We start from the raw sequence: 19,865 nt of genomic DNA on the forward strand, positions 1-19,865 counted from the left end.
CGCTCGATCGACTGGAATGGCGACTATGACCCCTCCTCGTCCTGAGGAGGTGCGCGCGTGAGCACCACGCAGCCCTCCTCCCTGCCCACCGGCACCGGCACCATCCCCTACGACGCCGCCCCCGTGAACCGACTCGTCGTCCTCGTCACGATCGCCTGCCTCGGCGGCATCTTCGTCGACGGCTATATTCTCGGCGTGATCGGCGGCGCCGTCGTCCCGGCGACCGAAGAGCTCGGCCTCTCGCTGCTCGGCACCGGCCTCATCGCCGCGAGCGCGCTGATCGGCATCTTCATCAGCGGACTCCTCTTCGGTCGCGTGGCGGACCGCTTCGGCCGCAAACGAGTGTTCTTCTGGAACCTCGTCGGCTTCACCGTGGTCTCCCTGCTGCAGCTCTTCGTCGTCGGTACCTGGGATCTCGTCGCCCTGCGACTCATCCTCGGACTGCTGATCGGGGTCGAGTACGCGGTCGGCACCTCGTTGCTGGCCGAGTTCGCGCCCGTGAAGAAGCGCACGGTGCTCGTCGGAGCGATCGGGCCGTTCTGGTTCGTGGGCTTCATCGCCGCATTCGTCGTCTCGCACTTCTGGGAGCCGGACGCCTGGCGCTGGCTCCTGGCGTCGAGCGCCGTGCCCGCCCTGATCGTGCTCCTCATCAGGCTCGGGATCCCCGAATCCCCCCGTTGGCTCCAGAGTCAGGGTCGCGAAGCCGAGGCTCAGGCGATCGTGACGCGCCACTACGGCAGCGGGTACACGCTGCACCCCGCGGTCGAATCCACGACCAGCACGACGCTCCGCGACTTCTTCGTCGAGAACGACTGGCGTCGCGTGCTGTACGCCGGCCTGTTCTGGTTCTGCCAGGTCGGTCCGCTCTTCGCCATCTTCACGTTCATCAACCCGGTGCTCAGCGAACTCGGCTTCAGCGGAGGCTTCGGGCTCGACCTGGTAATGAATGCGTTCCAGCTCGCGGGCGCCGCATTCGGACTCTGGTTGCTGTACGTCATGACGCGACGGGGCTTCGTGATCTGGACGTTCGGGATCCTCGCGGTCCTGCTGCTGTACCTCGGCCTCTGGGCCGACCAGCCCCCCGTGCTGAAGCTCGTGGTGTTCAGCGCGTTCGTGTTCATCATCGTCGCATCGAACAGCATCCAGTACGTGTACCCGCCCGAAATGTTCTCCACGCGGTTCCGCAGCACCGGCGTCGGGTTCTCGGCCGCGATGAGCCGGGTGGGTGCCGCGGGCGCCACCTATCTCTTTCCGCTCGCGCTCTCGGCGTACGGTGCCAGCGGGACGCTCCTGCTGCTCGCCGCCTTCCCGATCGTCGGCTGGGTCGCCTCGCTCCTCTGGGCTCCCGAGACGAAGCACGCGCCGCTCGACACCAATGTGGTGCGCGTGCCGTAACCCGGAACCTCGACCACGGACCACGGGCCGGTCGCCGGGTCGTTCGCCCCCTTAGCGGGCGCGGCGACCCGGCGCGAGGTGTCCGAGACGCTTTGCGAGTTCGTCGGCGAAGACCCTGAGGCGACCCGCGAGCTCCGGAAGGTCGTCCTCGGGCATGCGGAATGCCGGTGCCGTGACGCTGAGCGCGGCGATGACGGCCCCCTCACCCGTGAACACCGGCACCGCCACCGCGTTGGTGTGCTCCTGCCACTCCGCGAGCGCACCGCCCCATCCGCGCTCGCGGATCGCGCGCATCTCCCGCTCCAGTTCATTGGGATCGACGATCGTGCGGTCCGAGTAGCGAGCGACGGTCGCACCGGCGATCCGCGCGGCCGTGTCGTCCGCGTAGGCGAGCAGCGTCTTGCCCGACGACGTGGCGTGCCCGGGGGTGCGCTGCCCCACGAACTGGTCGCGCACCGCGACACTGCTCGTGCCAGTAGCCTGCGCGATGTTCACGGCGTCGCCGTCGACCAGGATCGCGACGTTCGAGGTCTCCCCGATCGCCGCGGTCACCTCGTCGCAGATCGCCTGGGACTCGCGCGCAAAGTCCACACGAGTGGTGACGGCCCCGGCGATGCGGAGCGCTCCGCTTCCGAGCGCGTATGCGCCGTCGGCTTCGCGGAAGACGAACCGGCGAGCCTCGAGGGTGCCGAGCAGCCGGAAGGCGGTCGAGCGATGCACGCCGAGCTCTCGCGCGACGGCACTCGCGGACTGCGGGCCCCCGTCGGCGATGATCTCGAGGATGCGGAGCGCACGGTCGACCGCTTGCACCGGGCTCGTATCGCTCGCGGTCCCTCCCGACCCCGGGGCGTCGTCATGCATGAACATCAGTCTAGGCCGCTCCTCGGCGCGCACGCGTGGAAGGGGCCGTGTCCCGACGACACGGCCCCTCCGCAGCGACGCGTCTCAGCGCGTGATCATGCCGTGCGGGTCGAGCACGAACTTCTGCGCAGCGCCCTCGTCGAACGCGGCGTACCCCGCGGGTGCATCGTCAAGGGAGATGGGCGTCGCGTTGACGTTCTTCGCGATGCTCACCTTGTCGTGCAGAATCGCCTGCATGAGTCCGCGGTTGTACTTCATGACGGGGCACTGTCCCGTGACGAACCGGTGCGACTTCGCGAAGCCGAGTCCGAACCGCATGGACAGCGAGCCGACGCGCGCCGCCTCGTCCTTCGATCCGGGATCTTCCGTGACGTACAGACCGGGGATCCCGAGATTGCCCCCGGCACGGGTGATGTCCATCAGAGAGTTCAGCACGACGGCCGGCTGCTCCTTGGCCGCATCCGCCCCGTGGCCGCGTGCCTCGAAGCCGACCGCGTCGATGCCGCAGTCGACCTCCGGGACGCCGAGAATCTGCTCGATCTGATCCTTCGGGTCGCCCTCGCCGACGTTCACGGTCTCGCATCCGAACGCGCGGGCCTTCGCGAGACGATCCTCGTTGAGATCGCCGACGATGACCACCGAGGCACCGAGCAGCTGCGCTGAAGTCGCCGCGGCGATGCCGACGGGACCTGCACCGGCGACGTAGACCGTTGAGCCGACTCCGACACCCGCGCCGACCGCGCCGTGGAAGCCGGTGGGGAAGATGTCGGAGAGCATCGTGAGGTCGAGGATCTTCTCGAGTGCCTGGTCGCGATCCGGGAACTTCAGCACGTTCCAGTCCGCGTACGGCACCAGCACGTACTCGGCCTGGCCGCCGACCCAGCCACCCATGTCGACGTAGCCGTACGCCGATCCGGGGCGATCGGGATTGACGTTGAGGCAGATCCCGGTCTGCCCCTCCTTGCAATTGCGGCAGCGACCGCAGGAGATGTTGAACGGCACCGAGACCACGTCGCCCACCTTGACGAACTCCACGTCCCTGCCGACCTCGACGACTTCGCCCGTGATCTCGTGCCCGAGCACGAGACCCTCGGGAGCGGTCGTGCGACCGCGAACCATGTGCTGATCGGAACCGCAGATGTTCGTCGCGATCGTCTTCAGGATCACGCCGTGGTCGACCCGGCGACCGACGTTGGCCGGGTTCACTCCCGGCCCGTCCTTCAGCACGAAATCGGGGTATTCGGTGTCGATGACCTCGACCTTGCCCGGACCCGCGTAGCTCACTGCCTTGTTGCTCATCGTTGAGTCTCCTACTCCGTAGTGGGAACCGGGGCCTCGATCGATCACTGGGATATCAGTTGAATATGAGGCCCGTCCGAGCATTCTCGATCCCCGCGGACGCCGCTGTCAAGCCGCGCGCTCTAGCTCTCGTCGTCGAGCCGGGACGCGAGAATCTCTTGAGCGGTCGCGCGGAGATAGGCCAGCGACTCGGTGATGAGCGGGGATCCGGCACTTCCGGAGCGCACCGCCGCGACGATCTTGCGCGTCGGCCGTCGCTGACCGGCGATCCGCACGCGGACCACATTCCGGGCGCCCTCGAGACTTGCGAGCCTCGGCACGAGACCGATGCCGAGTCCCGCCTCGACGAGCGCCGTCGAGGTGTCCCACTCCGCCGCCTCGTGCGACACGCGCGGCGTCAGCCCGAGCGCGGAGAACGCCGCCGTGAACAGGTCGTGGTACGGGGTGCCCGGAACATCAGTGATCCACTCCTCGCCCGACAATTCCTCCAGAGTCACCGGCCCGTTCCCCGCGACGGCGTGGTCGGCCGGCACGATGACGTCGAGCGGGTCGTTGAGCAGGCTGATCTGCTCGAACCGCGGATCGCCGTCCACATCGACTTCGGCCTGACTCGCGACCACGACGGCGAGATCGATGCGCTCGGCGACCAGCAGGTCGAGGCAACGTGCCGGACTGGCTTCGAGTACGTGCACCTGCACCCCCGGTCGCTCGCGCTTCACGTGCGCGGCGAGCGGCGCGAGCAGATTCGACGCCGCGGTCGAGAATCCGCCCATGCCGAAGTGCGTCGGCGTCTGGTCGCCGGCACGCAGCGCGGCGGCCTTGATGGACTCCCATTCGGCGATCAACGTGTCCGACCGTTTGACCAGATATCGCCCCGCGGCGGTCAACCGCAGGCCCCGCCCGTCTTTCACCAGCAGTTGCATATCGAGCGAGCGCTGCAGCTCTCGCAACTGCGCCGAGACCGCCGACGGGGAGTACCCGGTGAGCTCCGCGGTCGTGGAAACCGTCCCGCAGCTGGCGAAAGTTCTGAGCGTCAGCAACCGTGAGTCGATCATGCAGCCATTATGCATGAATGTCACCACTATTTAACGCTTTTCCTGCAGCACAAGATTTGGTTAGGTTGCGATCAGCAGCCCGTTTCTCGGCGTCGTCGACGATCCGGTTGTCGATCACGCCCCGGCATCAGTGGAGATGAATCTTGGCCCCTGCAATCAATCTGTCCCCCGCACCGTCGACGACCGGCGCAGGCATCGCCGGCGAGAAGCTCGCAGAGATCTCGGACCTCCTGGAGCGACGCAGAGCGGGGTTCTCACTCGAGTCGCCCTTCTACACCGACCCGGACCTCTTCGCCGTCGACATGCGTGCGATCTTCGGCGAGCACTGGATCTACGCGGCGAGCGTCGCCGAGGTCCCCGAGCCCGGAGACTACGTCACGGTGGAGTACGGACCGTACTCCCTCGTGGTGCTGCGCAACGACGACGCGGGCGTCAACGTACTGCACAACGTGTGCCGCCACCGCGGCGCTCGCGTGCTCACGGAGCCCACCGGCACGACGGGGAACCTCGTCTGCGGTTACCACTCCTGGACGTACTCCCCCGAGGGCGAACTGATCCATGCGTCAGCGCCGGGTGAGATCGACTTCGACAAGGAGTGCTACGCACTCAAACGCGCACACGGCAAAATTGTCGCCGGACTCATCTTCATCTGCCTCGCCGACGAGCCGCCGACCGATTTCGACGAGACCGCCAAGATCTTCGAACCCTACCTCGCCCCGCACGAGCTCTCCACAGCGAAGGTCGCCTACCAGCAGAACATCGTCGAAGAGGGCAACTGGAAGCTCGTGATGGAGAACAATCGCGAGTGCTACCACTGCGACGGCCACCCCGAACTCGCCTGCTCACTCTTCCCGACCTGGGGCCTCACCGACGAGACGGTGCCCAAGCACCTCGAGGACGTGTGGGAGCGAAATCAGGACGCGCAAGCATCACTGGAGTACCGGTGCCGCCGCTACGGACTCCCTTACGAGGTCGTGGAGGAGCTCGATACCCGCGTCGCCGGCATCCGCATCTCTCGCGAGTCGCTCGACGGGGACGGCGAATCGTTCTCACCGGACGGCCATCGTCTGTCGAAGAAGCTTCTCGGAGATCTGCCCGACTTCCGACTCGGTCGCTGCTCGATGCACCTCCAGCCGAACAGCTGGTTCCACTTTCTCGGCGACCACGTCATCACGTTCGGCGCGTTTCCCATCAACGAGCACCAGACCCTGGTCCGCACGACCTGGCTCGTCGCCGACGATGCGGTGGAAGGCGTGGACTACGACCTCGACAAGCTCACGCACACCTGGAAGCAGACGAACCTGCAGGACAAGGCGTTCGTCGAGCTCTGCCAGCAGGGGGCGTCGAGCCCAGTGTATGAACCAGGACCCTACATGAAGAGCGAGTATCAGGTCGAAGCGTTCATCAACTGGTACGTGCAGCGCATGCAGGAGCACGTGGCATGACGCACACCCCATCCGCCCTCACTCAAGCCCAGCGGATCCGGGGTCTCGAAATGCCGTGGAACCGGGTGCTCCGGAGTTCCGCGACCCCGGAGGGAGCGGCACGCGCCCTCGGCCCGTGGCATCCCCAGGAGTTTCTGGCGGAGTGCGTCGAGACGATCCCCGAAGCCGGCGACATGATGACCTTCGTGTTCCGTCGGCTCGACGGAGCACCGCTCGCGTTCCGCTCGGGTCAGTACTTGAACATCGAGTTCCCGGTCCACGGTCCCGATGAGGATCCGGTCGACCGAAGCTACTCCATCTCGAGCGCGCCGACGCAGCCCTGGACGTTCGCGGTCACGGTGAAGCGCGATGCGGGTGGACTCGTCTCCCCCTGGGTGCACGAGCACGTGCGTCCGGGGACGGTGCTCGACATGCTCGGACCGGTGGGGGCGTTCCACCTGCCCGATGTCGACCGTCGAGCCCGATATCTCTTTCTCGCCGCGGGTGCCGGGGTGACCCCGCTGATGTCGATGATCCGCACGATCCACACGCTCCCGGGGCACGCCGACATCGTGATGCTCTACCACGGAGCGGTGCCGGGGGGCTTCACGTTCTCGCAGGAGCTCGAGCACCTCGCCGCCACCGATACGCGCATCAAGGTCGTCTACTCGCTCGGCGACCGGAGCATTCCCGGCACCTGGGAGGGCATGGTCGGCCGCCTGACCCCCGCCATGGTCGACGAGATCGCACCCGATGCGAATGGTCGGCAGGTCTTCGCCTGCGGGCCCGAGGGTTATCTCAACGCTGCCGTCGACATGCTCCGGAAAGTCGGAGTGGACGACTCATCGATCAATGTCGAGTACTTCTCGGGCGACCGGCAAACGCTCAAGCAGTACCAGGAGGAGGTCGCCATCGCCGGCGAGCTCGCCGAAGAGCACACGGCGGCGGCCACCGATGAGTACTACGAGCAGCAACCCTCCGCCTTCGATCTGTACACCCCGAGTCACGATGCCGAGGGGACCCTCGAGGCGGACGGCTTGAAGCTCGAGCTGCTCACCGATCGCACCCGCGCCGACGTCGAGGAGTCCGCGGCCGACGCAGCGGCAGCCCCGAGCGACCCGGCCGAAGCGTCCGAGACGACAGCCGAGATCTCGGATGCCGGAACGGTCGCAGCGACCGCCGAGCACGGCGATGCGGAGACGGTCGGCGAGGGGGAATTCACCATGCGTTTCATTCGCACCGGCAAGAATGTGCGCATCGATCGCGATGAGCGTGTGCTCGATGTGGCGAAGCGAGCGGGCGTGCGCATCCCGATGAACTGCCAGGAGGGCATGTGCGGCTCGTGCAAGGTCGTCAAACTCGAGGGCAACGTCGAGATGCACCACCAGGGCGGGATCCGTGCGCGCGAGATCGAAGCCGGAAAGTTCCTGCCCTGCTGCTCCACACCGCAGTCGGACCTCGTCATCGACGCCTGATTCCGATTCTCCGTCCGCGTCTCCTTGCGCGGGCGGGACCCAACACGAGACAATAGTTGCACTGAGCGCACACCGTGCGTCATACGCAACACATCGAACGAGGGAGTTCACGATGCCCCAGCCCGCCACCCCACGCGTCGTCATCATCGGCGCGGGTATCGTCGGAGCGAATCTCGCCGACGAACTCGTCCAACTCGGCCATGACAACGTGCTGGTGCTCGAGCAGGGCCCCCTGCACCTGCCGGGCGGATCGACGTCGCACGCCCCAGGACTCGTCTTCTCCTCGAACGGCTCGAAGTCGATGACCGAGTTCGCTCAATACACCATCGACAAGCTCAGCTCGCTGATCGGGCCCGACGGCAGAGGATCCTTCCAGGCAGTCGGCGGCCTCGAGATCGCGACGACGCCGGAACGCCTGCACGACCTGCATCGGCGCGCCGGCTGGAACCGCTCGTGGGGCGTCGAAGCGCACATGATCGACACCGACGAGTGCCTCCGACAGTTCCCGATGCTCAATCCCGAACTCGTTCTCGGCGGCCTCCTCACCCCGGGCGACGGACGCGCGCTGGCCGCGCAGGGCACGCAGCTGGTGATCGAGCGCGCGCAAGCCGCAGGCGTCGAGTTCCGCGGCGGAACCATCGTCACCGACATCGAGCAGTCCGGAGGCAAGGTCACCGCCGTCATTGCGGGCGAGGAGCGATTCCCCACCGACATCGTCGTCTCGTGCGCGGGGTTCTGGGGGCCGAACATCGGGAAGATGGTGGGCACCCCGATCCCGCTGCTGCCGCTCGGACACCAGTTCGCCTGGACGCAGCCCGTGCAGAGTCTCATCGGCGTGAACGAGTACCCCGACAGCACGAGCCGGCCGATCCTGCGCTATCAGGACCGCGACCTCTACTACCGCGAGTGGGGCGAGCGCATCGGCATCGGCTCCTATGCCCACCGACCGATGCCCATCGATCTCGACACGCTTCCCACGTACCGTCCGGATGAGATCACGGGCGACCGGATGCCCTCGAGCCTCGCGTTCACCCCGGAAGGCTTCGTCTCCGAGTGGGAGGCCACGCAGGAACTCCTCCCCGAGCTTCGCGGCACCGAGGTCGAGCGCGGCTTCAACGGCATCTTCTCCTTCACTCCTGATGGAGGTTCCCTCGTCGGCGAGTCCCGAGAGGTCGACGGATTCTTCGTCGCGGAGGCCGTGTGGGTGACCCACGCCGCCGGCATCGCGAGGGCGGTGGCCGAGCTCATCGCACTCGGCCACTCCCGCACCGACCTCAGCGGACTCGACCTCAACCGGTTCGAGGACGCCCTCACGACTCCCGAGTACGTGAGCGAGACCTCCCAGCAGAACTTCGTTGAGATCTACGACATCCTGCACCCGTTGCAGCCGCGCGTCTCGCCGCGCGACGTGCGCCTCAGCCCGTTCAACGACCGTCAGCGCGAACTCGGCGCGTTCTTCCTGGAGACGAACGGGTGGGAGCGCCCGCACTGGTACGAGGCGAACGCCGCGCTGCTGCCCGAGCTCCCCGCCGAGTGGGCGTCCCCCGAGCGCGATGCCTGGTCGGCACAGTTTCACTCGCCGATCTCGGCGGTGGAGGCGTGGAAGACCCGCACCGCCGTCGCCATGTACGACATGACCGCGCTGAAGCGCTTCACCGTGATCGGACCCGGTGCCGGTCCGCTGCTGCACCGCCTCACGACCTCGAGCATGCTGCGCAAGCCCGGAGCGGTCAGCTACACGCTGCTCCTCGACGAGGCCGGGGGCATCACCAGCGACATCACGGTCGCGATCCTCGACGAGCAGACCTACCAGGTCGGCGCGAACAGCAACATCGACTTCGCGTACATCTCACGCGAGGCTCGCGCGCAGAGTGCCGCCGATCCGGCGCAGTGGGTGACGGTGCAGGAGACGACGGCGGGAACCTGCTGCATCGGCCTGTGGGGTCCCCTCGCCCGCGAAGTGATCGCGCAGGTGACGAACGACGATCTCTCGGATGACGGGCTGAAGTACTTCCGCACGAAGGAGATCACCATCGCGGGGCTTCCCGTCACCGCGATGCGTCTCTCCTACGTGGGCGAACTCGGCTGGGAGCTCTACGCCTCCGCCGACGTCGGGCACCGACTCTGGGATGCGATCTTCGCAGCCGGACAAGAGTTCGGGCTCATCGCAGCAGGCCGCGAGGCATTCAACTCGCTCCGCCTCGAGAAGGGGTTCCGCTCGTTCGGCACCGATATGACGAGCGAGCACGAGCCGGAGCAGGCCGGACTCGGCTTCGCCGTCAAGGCGTCGAAGACCGACGACTTCATCGGCAAGAACGCGCTCGCGGAGCGAGCAGCGGCCGCGACGAAGCGACTGCGCTGCCTGACGGTGGACGACGGAGTATCGGTGGTGCTCGGGAATGAGCCCGTGCGGGTGAACGGCGAAGTCGCCGGGTACGTCACGAGCGCCGCGTACGGCTACACCGTGCGCGCACCGATCGCCTACGCCTGGCTTCCTGCTACCGCGTCGACGGGCGACACGGTCGAGATCGAGTACTTCGACCAGCTGATTCCGGCAACGGTGGTCGACGACCCGCTCTACGACCCCGCCATGGAACGTCTGCGAGGCTAGTCCTCGTGTTGCGGGGCGCGAGCGCCTCGCAACACGACGGAATCCGGGCCACCCGCGGGAGCCGCTCACGCGGTTCGCGCCGGGTGACCCGGATTCCGTGTGTCGTGCGCTTACGCGACGCTCTGGTACACCTCACGCAGCAGACGCGCGGTCTCGGACGGCGTCTTGCCGACCTTCACGCCCGCGGCCTCGAGCGCTTCCTGCTTCGCCTGCGCGGTACCGGCGGAGCCGGACACGATGGCGCCGGCGTGGCCCATCGTCTTGCCCTCGGGCGCGGTGAAGCCGGCGACGTACCCGACGACCGGCTTCGTGACGTTCGCCTTGATGTACTCGGCGGCACGCTCTTCCGCGTCGCCGCCGATCTCACCGATCATGACGATGGCCTGAGTCTCGGGGTCCGCCTCGAATGCGGCGAGCGCGTCGATGTGCGTGGTGCCGATGACCGGGTCGCCGCCGATGCCGATCGCGGTGGAGAACCCGAGATCCCGCAGCTCGAACATCATCTGGTAGGTCAGGGTGCCCGACTTCGACACGAGTCCGATCGGCCCCTTGCCGGTGATGTTCGCCGGGGTGATGCCCGCGAGCGCCTCGCCCGGCGTGATGATGCCGGGGCAGTTCGGACCGATGATGCGGGTCTTGCCGCCAGTCGCCTTCGCGTGCGCCCAGAGCTCGGCCGAGTCCTTGACCGGCACGCCCTCGGTGATGATCACGAGCAGGCCGATACCCGCGTCGATGGCTTCGATCGCGGCCGCCTGCGTGAAGGCGGGCGGGACGAACGCGACCGACACGTCGGCACCGGTGGTCTCCATCGCTTCGGCGACGGAGCCGAAGACGGGAAGCTCGACATCGGCGCCCGAGGCGTCGACGTGCGCGACGGTGGTGCCCGCCTTGCGCGCGTTGACACCTCCGACGACGTTCGTTCCCGCTGCGAGCATGCGTGCGGTGTGCTTCGTACCCTCGCCACCGGTGATGCCCTGAACGATGACCTTGGAATCCTTGTTGAGGAAGATCGACATAAGTGTGTACTTCTTTCCGAGTCTCGTCGTGTGCTAGCGGGCGTTGGCCAGTTCGGCGGCCTTGTCGGCGCCCTCGTCCATGGTGGGCATGAGCGTCACGAGCGGGTGCGCCGCACGCTCGAGGATCGCGCGGCCCTCATCGACGTTGTTGCCGTCGAGGCGCACGACGAGCGGCTTGTTCGCCGTGTCGCCGAGCTTGTCGAGTGCCCCCACGATGCCGTTCGCGACGGCGTCGCATGCCGTGATGCCGCCGAACACGTTCACGAAGACCGACTTCACCTGGGGATCGCCGAGGATCACATCGAGGCCGGCGGCCATCACGTCGGCGGACGCGCCGCCGCCGATGTCGAGGAAGTTGGCGGGCTTCACGCCCCCGTGCCGCTCGCCCGCGTACGCGACGACGTCGAGCGTCGACATCACGAGACCCGCACCGTTGCCGATGACACCGACCTCGCCGTCGAGCTTCACGTAGTTGAGATCCTGCTCCTTGGCCTGGGCCTCGAGCGGATCCTCGGTCGACTTGTCGGCCAGCTCAGCGTGCTCGGAGTGACGGAACTCGGCGTTCTCGTCGAGCGACACCTTCCCGTCGAGTGCGATGATCTCTCCTTCGCCGGTGAGCACGAGCGGGTTCACCTCGACGAGGGTCGCATCTTCTCCGGCGTAGACCGCGTAGAGCTTCTGGAAGACGGGAACAACCTTCGCGACGAGCTCCTCGGGGAAGTTCGCCGCGCGAGCGATTTCTTCCGCCTTCGCGGCGTCGATGCCGGTGATGGGGTCGACCTCGATGCGCGCGAGCGCCTCGGGCTTCTCGACGGCGAGCTGCTCGATCTCCATTCCGCCCTCGACGCTGCAGAGCGAGAGGTAGGAGCGGTTCGCACGGTCGAGGAGCACGGAGAAGTAGAACTCCTCGCGGATGTCAGCACCCGCCGCGACCATGACGCGCTCCACGGTGTGGCCCTTGATGTCGAGACCGAGGATCTGCTGCGCAGCCTCGAACGCCTCATCGGGGTTCTTCGCAACCTTGACGCCGCCGGCCTTGCCGCGACCGCCGGTCTTCACCTGCGCCTTGACGACCACCACGCCGCCGAGCTTCTCGGCCGCTGCACGCACCTCCTCGGCGGTGTCGGCGACGATGCCCGCGAGGACGGGAACCTCGTAGCGCTCGAAAAGGTCTCGGGCCTGGTACTCGTACAGATCCACGTACTGTCCTTTGCTTGGTCGGGGTGTTCCGAGGCAAAAACGTCTCGATGTCGAGAGAAATATCGACCGCATTCCACTCTATCACCGGCTCCTCAGGCGTTCCGACGACGATTGCCTCGCGCCCGATAGAGGTGCTCGTCCGCCCGCGCGATCGCGCGATCGAGGGTGTCCCCCGAGGGGAATGCGGAGATGCCGTAGGACCACGGGTGCGGTGAGCTCCGCTGCACCTCCTCGACGAGCATCCGGCCGTCCTCGGTGCAGCAGTGCAGAATGATGACGAACTCATCGCCTCCGGTGCGAGCGATGAGATCGCTCCGGTTCATGTGCGACATCCAGTGGAGCACGGTGTCACGGAGCGCGGTGTCCCCCGCCGCGTGACCCGCCGAGTCGTTGATCTCCTTGAAGTGATCGAAATCGATCACCACGCAGGTGAGCTGAACGTCTCTGCGCGCCGCCCGACTGGCGGTCAGACGAGCGAGCCGATCGAGACCGCGTCGGTTCAGCGCTCCCGTGAGCTCATCGCGCTCCAGTCGCGCATCGGCCACGCGTCGGATGAAGACGCCGCCCTCGAACCCCAGACCGGCGATCATGATGGCGTAGCCGGTCGTGATCCACGAAGGGATCCCGGGTCCTGCGACCTCGGGGTTCAAGCTGACCGCGACGATGACCGCGACCACGCAGACGAACATGAACGGGCGGCCGATGCCCGGACGGAAGAACCAGCCGAGGTAGAGGGCGACCATCGGCAGTTCGAGGAGTGCGCTGATGTGGGCGTGCACATGGTTCACCCACACGATGAAGTACGTGATCCAGCCCGCGTAGAAGGCGACCATGACGAGCCCCAGCCACGCCGGATACCGACGCCCGAGCGCGAACGGAAGCGTCGTGGCGATGCCGAAGAGCACGATCCACCACAGGATCTGCGTGCGGTTCGCGCCCTCGTGGCCGACGATGAGATCGGTGGCGAAGACGAGCACGAGCACTCCGGGCATCAGTCCGCTCACCACCGAGAACGGCGTCTGCCACGCGGCGAACCGGTGCAGCACGGCATCCCCGCCGGCGCGGACGCGAGACTCGGGCACTCCCCTGACCGCGCGCCTCATGAGACGCTCTTCCGTGCGCTCTTCTGCAGGTACAGCTGCGCATCGGCCCGCGCGAACAGCGAGTCGACCGAATCTTCCGGCTCGACGGTCACCGCGCCCCACGACCACGGGTGCGCCGAGTGTGCCTGAAGTCGCTGCATCATCGCCGCGGCCTGCCGCTCGTCGGTGCGTCGCAAGAGCATGACGAACTCATCTCCCCCGGTGCGACCGATGAGGTCGCGCGTGCGGGATTCCTCTTCCCACTCGCCGACGATCTCCCGGAGCACCCGATCCCCTTCGCCGTGACCGGACGTGTCGTTGACCAGCTTGAAGTCGTCGAAGTCGATGACGACGAACGCCATCGCGTGCCTGCGCTGCGACGCCGGCACGCGGAGTTCGCGCCGCAGCGACGCGAGAAATCCGCGGCGATTCAGCACCCCGGTCAGCGGGTCGGTGTTCGCGAGCGCGGTCGAGCGCCTCCAGAGATAGCTGCCCACCTCGAAGCAGAAGATCGCGCCCAGGAGCCCGTGCACGGCCGTCGGCACGCCGAGCTGCCCGTCGGGGGCGAAATCCGGGTTCGTGAGGATCGCGAGGATCAGCGCGACGATCGAGACGCTCATCAGCGTGCGGGCGAGGACGGGACGCACGAACCAGCCCAGGTAGAAGCCCAGGATCGGCAGTTCTTGCAAGCTGCTGACCGCGCCCTTCGCATCGCTCAGCCCGCTGAGGAAGAACACCTGCGCGAGCCCGAACGCGCACACCGCGGCGAGCCCGAACGATCGCGGGATCCTCGCGCCCTGCACGATGGCGACCACCCCCATGGTGGCCGTCACCACCAGCATGACGCTCAGCACCCCGATGCCGTAGGCGTCGCTACTCGTCAAGAGGTCGACGACGAGTGTCACGGTGAGGAGCGCAGCGGCGACACTGATGAAGACGGAGTGGGCGTCGTGGTGAGACCAGAGTCCCGCTCCCGAGGCGCGACGATCGGCGCCGTTCACCGGACGACTCTCCTATAACGCACATGTTGCATAGTGACCCCGCAACACACTGTAGCGCCTCTTCCCGAGAGTTCAGCCGCCTCAGTCGTGCTTCGTAATGGGGGCGAGTTTCACGAGGAGTTTCCGCTCACCGACCGACTCGAACACGGCGTGTGCGATCCGCTTCGAACCGACACCCGTCACACCGGTTACCCGCCCCTCACCGTAGTCCTCGTGCGAGATGCGATCTCCCGGCGCCAATTCGAGATCGCCGTTGTCGCGCACGTTTCCGCCGACCAGATTCGGGAAGCCTCCCCCGGCCGCCTGCTGCTCCTTCGCGAGGCGCTTCCGCTCCCGCCACTTGTCGAGCGCGGACTGCATGTTGCCGCTCGCCGGTTCCGCGATCGCGGCGCTGCCGCGACCGCCCCCGCTGCCGAACGTCACCGATGAGTTCGTGCTGCTCGCTCCGCCGCGCGCCGGCCGCGCGCCGGAGCGGGGTGCGTTGAGCGCCCGCGACTCGGTACCGCCTCGGCCCGTCACCTCTCCGGGTGACTGCCGCCACTCGATCAGATGCTCGGGGATCTCCTGCAGGAATCGCGACGGCATCGCCACGGAGATGTCGCCGAACTGGGCACGCGTCGATGCCAGGGTGATGAAGAGCTGCTGTCGGGCGCGCGTGATGCCGACGTACATGAGCCGGCGCTCCTCGCTGATGCCGCCGACCTCGTCCACAGACATCTGGTGCGGCAGCAGACCCTCTTCGACGCCGGTGATGAAGACCGCGGGATACTCGAGTCCTTTCGCCGTGTGCAGCGTCATGAGCGAGACGGTGCCGCTGGCGTCGTCGAGATCGTCGGCTGCCGCCACGAGACTCACCTCGGTCAGGAACTCGACAAGCCCGGCCTCCGGGTTCTTCGCGTCGAACTCGCGCGCCACCGATACGAGTTCTTCCAGGTTCTCGGCCCTGGCCTCGTCCTGGGGGTCGCGCTTCTCGCGGAGCCGCTCGACCATACCGGTCTCGTCGAGGATCAGCTTCAGCAGGTCCCCCACCGGCGCGGGTCGCTTCTCGGTGCCGGAGTCGTCGGTCGCCCCGCCACCGGCGGCCATTCGAGCGGCCCGGCCGAGCAGATCACCGAGGCCGGTGATGGCCGACCGCACCTTCGGACCGAACGTCAGCTCCCCGGCGCGCAGCATCGCTTCGTGGAAGGAGATCCCCTGCGCCTCCTGGAAGTTCGCGAGGTGTGCCTCAGCCATCGGACCGATGCCGCGCTTCGGCACGCCCAGCAGCCGCGACCAGGAGATCGGATCGTAGGGGTTCGCGATGCTCGTCAGATAGGACATCGCGTCCTTGATCTCCGCCCGCTCGTAGAACTTGGTTCCGCCGAGCACGCGGTAGGGCACTGCCGAGCGGATGAGCAGCTCTTCGAGCGCGCGCGTCTGCGAGTTGGTGCGGTAGAAGACCGCGATGTCGCTGTACGCGAGCCCGGAGCGATGCAGCTCCTCGATCTCTTCGGCGACGAAGCGGGCCTCATCGTGCTGCGAGTACCCGGTGAACCCGACGATCCGCTTGCCGTCGCCCTCCGACGTCCACAGGCTCTTCTCTTGACGGTCGAAGTTGTTGCCGATCACGGCATTGGCGGCGCTCAAGATGTTCTGCGTCGAGCGGTAGTTCTGCTCGAGCTTCACCACCTCCGCACCCGGGAAATCGCGCTCGAACTCGACGATGTTGCGAATATCGGCGCCGCGGAACGCGTAGATGGACTGATCGGAATCGCCGACGACCGTGAGACTGGCCCCGGGAATCGACCCCGTCCCGTCGACCTCGGCCGCGCGCACCGGCGGCACGAGCCGCTCGGCGTCGACGGGAGCCACGGGCTTCGTCAGTTCGCGGATCAAGGCGTACTGCGAGTGGTTGGTGTCCTGGTACTCGTCGACGAGAACGTGCCTGAAGCGTCGCTGATACACCGCGGCCACGTCGGGATGAGCGCGGAACAGGTGCACCGTCTGGCCGATGAGGTCGTCGAAGTCGAACGCGTGCGCGCGTCTCAGCTCGGCGTCGTACGTGCGGAAGATCTCGCCGAACAGTCGCTCGCGGGGGTCCGACGCGTTCATCGTGGCGGTGTAGGCCTCGGCATCGGAGAGCTCGTTCTTCAGCCGGGAGATCTTCGCCCCGGCATTCGCGGGGGTGAACCCGTAGCTATCGGCATCGAGGTCTTTGATGATCCGCTTCAGCAGCGCGCGGGAGTCGGCGGAGTCGTAGATGGTGAACCCGGAGCCGTACCCGAACCGCTCGGCCTCGCGCCGCAGAATGCGCACGCATGCCGAGTGGAACGTGGAGACCCACATGCCCTGCGCCGACGCACCGAGCAGCCCTTCGATGCGCTCGCGCATCTCGGCCGCGGCCTTGTTGGTGAAGGTGATCGCCAGAATCTGACTCGGCCACGCTTCACGTGCTCGGATGAGCGATGCGATGCGATGCGTGAGCACCCGCGTCTTGCCCGATCCGGCGCCCGCCACGATCAGCAGCGCCTGACCGCGCGCCGTCACGGCACGCTTCTGCGCCGGATTCAGGCCGTCCGTCAGGTCGTCGCCGTCCCCGACCGGCGCACCGGAGGGATCCAGAAGTTCGAAGTCGCTCATCGTGCTCCCAGTGTAGATGCCGCCTCTGACATCTCCCGACGTAGCGGCGCCCGCACGCGAACCGCGCAGCGTGACAGACTGACCGCACGACCATCATCGAAGCTGGAGCCCGCACGCATGACGCAGACGACCCCGATCGCGGCCGCTCCGCGAGCCGATTCCCGCCCCCACCCCGGTCGCTCGCGCGTCGGACGCGCGCTGACGTGGGTCCTCGCCGTGATCGTGGCGCTCGCGCTCGGACTCTCCGCGGTCATCGCCTGGTCGTTCGTACGCCCGTTCCCGCAGACCCGTGGAGAGATCCCTGCGGCGGGACTCGAGGCGGCGGTGCTGGTGCAGCGCGACGCGCAGGGGGTGCCGACGATCACGGCCGAGACCTCGCACGACCTGTTCTTCGCCCAGGGATTCACGCACGCCGGAGACCGGTTCTGGGAGATGGACTTCCGACGGCACCTTACGAGCGCACGACTCTCCGAGCTGTTCGGTGAGTCGCAGGTGGACACCGACAAGTTCCTCCGCACGCTCGGCTGGCGACAGGTCGCAGAAGCCGAGGTCGCCGCGCTGCCACCGGAGACTCTGGCGTTCTATCAGGCCTACGCCGACGGGGTGAATGCGTACCTCGCCGATCGCTCGGGCGGCGGGCTCTCGCTCGAGTACACCGTGCTCGGGCTGCAGAACCCCGGGTACGAACCGGAGCCCTGGACACCTGCCGATTCGGTCGCCTGGTTCAAGGCGATGGCGTGGGATCTGCGCACGAACATCGAGGACGAGACTGATCGGGCGATCCTCGCGCAGACGCTGCCGCTCGAGCAGTTGGAGGAGCTGTACCCGGAGTATCCGTTCGACGAGCACCCCGTCGTCGTCGACCGCGATTGGAACGGCGACGGCATGTCCGCGAACCGCGACGTCGAGGGCACGACCACCGCCGACACGGTCGCTTTCACCACGGCCTCAGCGTCGGAAACCAGCGCCGCTGCGACGGAGCACCCCGCCGACCCCGCAGATCCCGCCGACCCCGCCGTCTCAGAGCGCCTCTCGCGGCTGCTCGCGACCGGAGAGGGTGTCGGATCGAACTCCTGGGTGGTGTCGGGCGAGCACACCGCATCGGGGATGCCGCTGCTCGCGGACGACCCCCACCTCGGCGCCGAGCTGCCCTCGGTATGGAATCAGCAGCAGCTGCGCTGCGCGCCGGTCTCGGACGCGTGCCCCTTCGATGTCGCCGGGTTCAGTTTCTCCGGGGTCCCCGGGATCGCCATCGGTCACAATCAGGACATCGCGTGGGGCTTCACCAACCTGTCGACCGATGTGGCCGACCTGTACGTCGAACGCATCGACGGGGACACCTCCTGGCGCGACGGCGAGCGCGTGCCGATCGAGTCACGCGAGGAGACGCTCGCGGTCGCCGGTTCCGACGACGTCACGTTCGAGGTGCGAGAGACGGTGCACGGTCCCATCGTCTCTGGGCTCACGCCAGATTTCACGAGCATCGCGGAGGATCCCCCGGTGGATGCCGGAGCACTCCCCGGCGAGCACGCCCTCAGTCTGCGATGGACGGCGCTGGAACCCGGGCGGACGGCCGAGGCGATCTTCTCGCTGAACCTGGCATCCGATTTTGACGAGTTCAGAGTCGCGGCCTCGCAGTTCGACGTCCCGGCGCAAAGTCTGATTTACGCGGACACGTCGGGCAACATCGGCTATCAGGCCCCGGGCAAGCTCCCGATCCGCGGGGAGGGCGACGGGTGGCTCCCTCAGCCCGGGTGGGACAGCGCGTACGACTGGCAGGGATACATTCCGTTCGCGGATCTCCCGACCGATCTCAATCCGGAATCGGGTGTCATCGTCACCGCGAACCACGCGATCGCCTCGGACGACTACCCGTACTTCCTGACGCGCGACTGGAACTCGGGCTTCCGGGGCGACCGGATCACGGAGCTGCTCGAGGAGCGCATCGCCGCGGGTCCGGTCACCGCAGACGACATGCGTGAGATCCAGATGGACAACCGCTTCCCGGTCGCTCCAGCGCTCCAGGAAGCGATCGGCGACCTCGACGCGGCGGAGGTGCGTCGCGCGGCGGACGCGGATGCCGGAACCGTCGACGCCGCGCTCGCGCTGCTCGACGACTGGAACGGACGGAACGATGCGGATTCGGCCGCTGCGGCGTACGCGAACGTGCTCTGGGAGCGCGTGACGGCACTCCTGCTCAGCGGGGACACCACGATCCCGCGCGGCGACCAGTCGCTGCTCTTCCTCATGTTCGAGGAGCAGCTCGCCGACCCGGAATCGACGTGGTGGCGCGATGAGGATTCGGGGACGACGGGCCGCGACGCGGTCCTCGCCGTTGCCGCGGGGCAGGCCGTCGACGAACTCGTCGCCCTGCAGGGGGACGACCCCGCGCAGTGGGACTGGGGCGACCTGCACGCGATCACGCTCACGCACGGGACGTTCGGCACCAGCGGGATCGGACTCGTCGAGGGACTCTTCAATCGCGGGCCCATCCCCGTCGGCGGTGGCGACGGTGTCGTGAACGCCACGGGGTGGTCGCTCGGCGACGGCTACGCGACGCAGACGGTCCCTTCGTTCCGCACGGTGATGGATCCGGGCGACTGGGACAGTTCGACCTGGCACCACCTCACCGGTGCGAGCGGGCACGCCTTCCATCCGCACTACACCGACCAGGCCGAGGACTGGGCAGTCGGCCGGCAGGTCCCGTGGGCCTACTCCCCCGACGCGGTGAACACGGCGGCGCAGGACGCGCTCCGGCTCGTCCCAGCGCGGGAATAGCCTGGACCCCTAGAATCGTTGTCGGTAGTTGTCCGTGTCACCGAACCAG

The 19,865-nt window shown here is 67.3% G+C and carries 13 protein-coding genes; 5 read left to right on the plus strand and 8 right to left on the minus strand.

All coding sequences use genetic code 11. The annotated features are described in order from the left end of the window. The first annotated feature begins 57 nt into the window (after window positions 1–57). On the plus strand, window positions 58–1,395 hold the full coding sequence (locus tag J4H85_RS10375) for an MFS transporter (protein WP_208239341.1): 1,338 nt from the start codon (window positions 58–60) through the stop codon (window positions 1,393–1,395). Between the two features lie 51 nt (window positions 1,396–1,446). On the opposite strand, the gene J4H85_RS10380 is transcribed toward J4H85_RS10375, so the two are convergent. From J4H85_RS10380 to J4H85_RS10390, 3 genes are all read right to left on the minus strand, one after another. Continuing rightward, window positions 1,447–2,256, minus strand: coding sequence for an IclR family transcriptional regulator (locus J4H85_RS10380; protein WP_208239343.1), 810 nt, complete (start codon window positions 2,254–2,256; stop codon window positions 1,447–1,449). An 84-nt stretch (window positions 2,257–2,340) separates the two neighbouring features. Next, window positions 2,341–3,555 carry a formaldehyde dehydrogenase, glutathione-independent gene (gene fdhA / locus J4H85_RS10385; protein ID WP_208239345.1) on the minus strand — a complete coding sequence of 405 codons (1,215 nt, stop codon included), beginning with the start codon at window positions 3,553–3,555 and terminating at the stop codon, window positions 2,341–2,343. Window positions 3,556–3,677: 122 nt separating this feature from the next. After that, the gene (locus tag J4H85_RS10390; RefSeq protein ID WP_208239347.1) at window positions 3,678–4,610 is read right to left on the minus strand and encodes a LysR family transcriptional regulator; all 933 of its coding nucleotides are present in this window, start codon (window positions 4,608–4,610) and stop codon (window positions 3,678–3,680) included. A gap of 143 nt (window positions 4,611–4,753) precedes the next feature. Between J4H85_RS10390 and J4H85_RS10395 the strand changes: the two genes are divergently transcribed. From J4H85_RS10395 to J4H85_RS10405, 3 genes are all read left to right on the plus strand, one after another. Beyond that, window positions 4,754–6,055 (plus strand): aromatic ring-hydroxylating oxygenase subunit alpha, encoded by a 1,302-nt coding sequence (locus J4H85_RS10395; RefSeq protein WP_243893610.1) that lies wholly within the window; start codon window positions 4,754–4,756, stop codon window positions 6,053–6,055. Next, a complete protein-coding gene (locus J4H85_RS10400; RefSeq protein WP_208239348.1) occupies window positions 6,052–7,509 on the plus strand; it encodes a flavin reductase family protein in 1,458 nt (485 codons plus the stop codon). The genes J4H85_RS10395 and J4H85_RS10400 overlap by 4 nt, the downstream gene beginning before the upstream one ends. A gap of 112 nt (window positions 7,510–7,621) precedes the next feature. After that, entirely contained in the window at window positions 7,622–10,120 is a 2,499-nt protein-coding gene (locus J4H85_RS10405) for a GcvT family protein (protein WP_208239351.1), read from the plus strand. Between the two features lie 110 nt (window positions 10,121–10,230). On the opposite strand, the gene sucD is transcribed toward J4H85_RS10405, so the two are convergent. From sucD to J4H85_RS10430, 5 genes are all read right to left on the minus strand, one after another. After that, a complete protein-coding gene (gene sucD, locus J4H85_RS10410) occupies window positions 10,231–11,136 on the minus strand; it encodes a succinate--CoA ligase subunit alpha (protein WP_208239353.1) in 906 nt (301 codons plus the stop codon). A gap of 33 nt (window positions 11,137–11,169) precedes the next feature. Next, window positions 11,170–12,336: an ADP-forming succinate--CoA ligase subunit beta gene (gene sucC, locus J4H85_RS10415; RefSeq protein WP_208239355.1), complete on the minus strand. Its 1,167-nt coding sequence runs from the start codon at window positions 12,334–12,336 to the stop codon at window positions 11,170–11,172. Between the two features lie 92 nt (window positions 12,337–12,428). Continuing rightward, on the minus strand, window positions 12,429–13,439 hold the full coding sequence (locus J4H85_RS10420; protein WP_208239357.1) for a GGDEF domain-containing protein: 1,011 nt from the start codon (window positions 13,437–13,439) through the stop codon (window positions 12,429–12,431). Next, window positions 13,436–14,419 (minus strand): GGDEF domain-containing protein, encoded by a 984-nt coding sequence (locus J4H85_RS14275; protein WP_208239359.1) that lies wholly within the window; start codon window positions 14,417–14,419, stop codon window positions 13,436–13,438. The genes J4H85_RS10420 and J4H85_RS14275 overlap by 4 nt, the downstream gene beginning before the upstream one ends. Window positions 14,420–14,500: 81 nt before the next feature. Then, complete coding sequence (locus J4H85_RS10430; RefSeq protein WP_208239361.1) at window positions 14,501–17,038, minus strand: ATP-dependent helicase; 2,538 nt, start codon at window positions 17,036–17,038, stop codon at window positions 14,501–14,503. 117 nt (window positions 17,039–17,155) lie between these two features. Here J4H85_RS10430 and J4H85_RS10435 point away from each other — a divergent pair, with 117 nt between their 5' ends. Next, window positions 17,156–19,816 (plus strand): penicillin acylase family protein, encoded by a 2,661-nt coding sequence (locus tag J4H85_RS10435; protein ID WP_208239363.1) that lies wholly within the window; start codon window positions 17,156–17,158, stop codon window positions 19,814–19,816. Window positions 19,817–19,865 lie beyond the last annotated feature (49 nt).

Source organism: Leucobacter tardus (genome assembly GCF_017583045.1).
In the GTDB taxonomy this organism is placed as follows: Bacteria; Actinomycetota; Actinomycetes; order Actinomycetales; family Microbacteriaceae; genus Leucobacter; species Leucobacter tardus.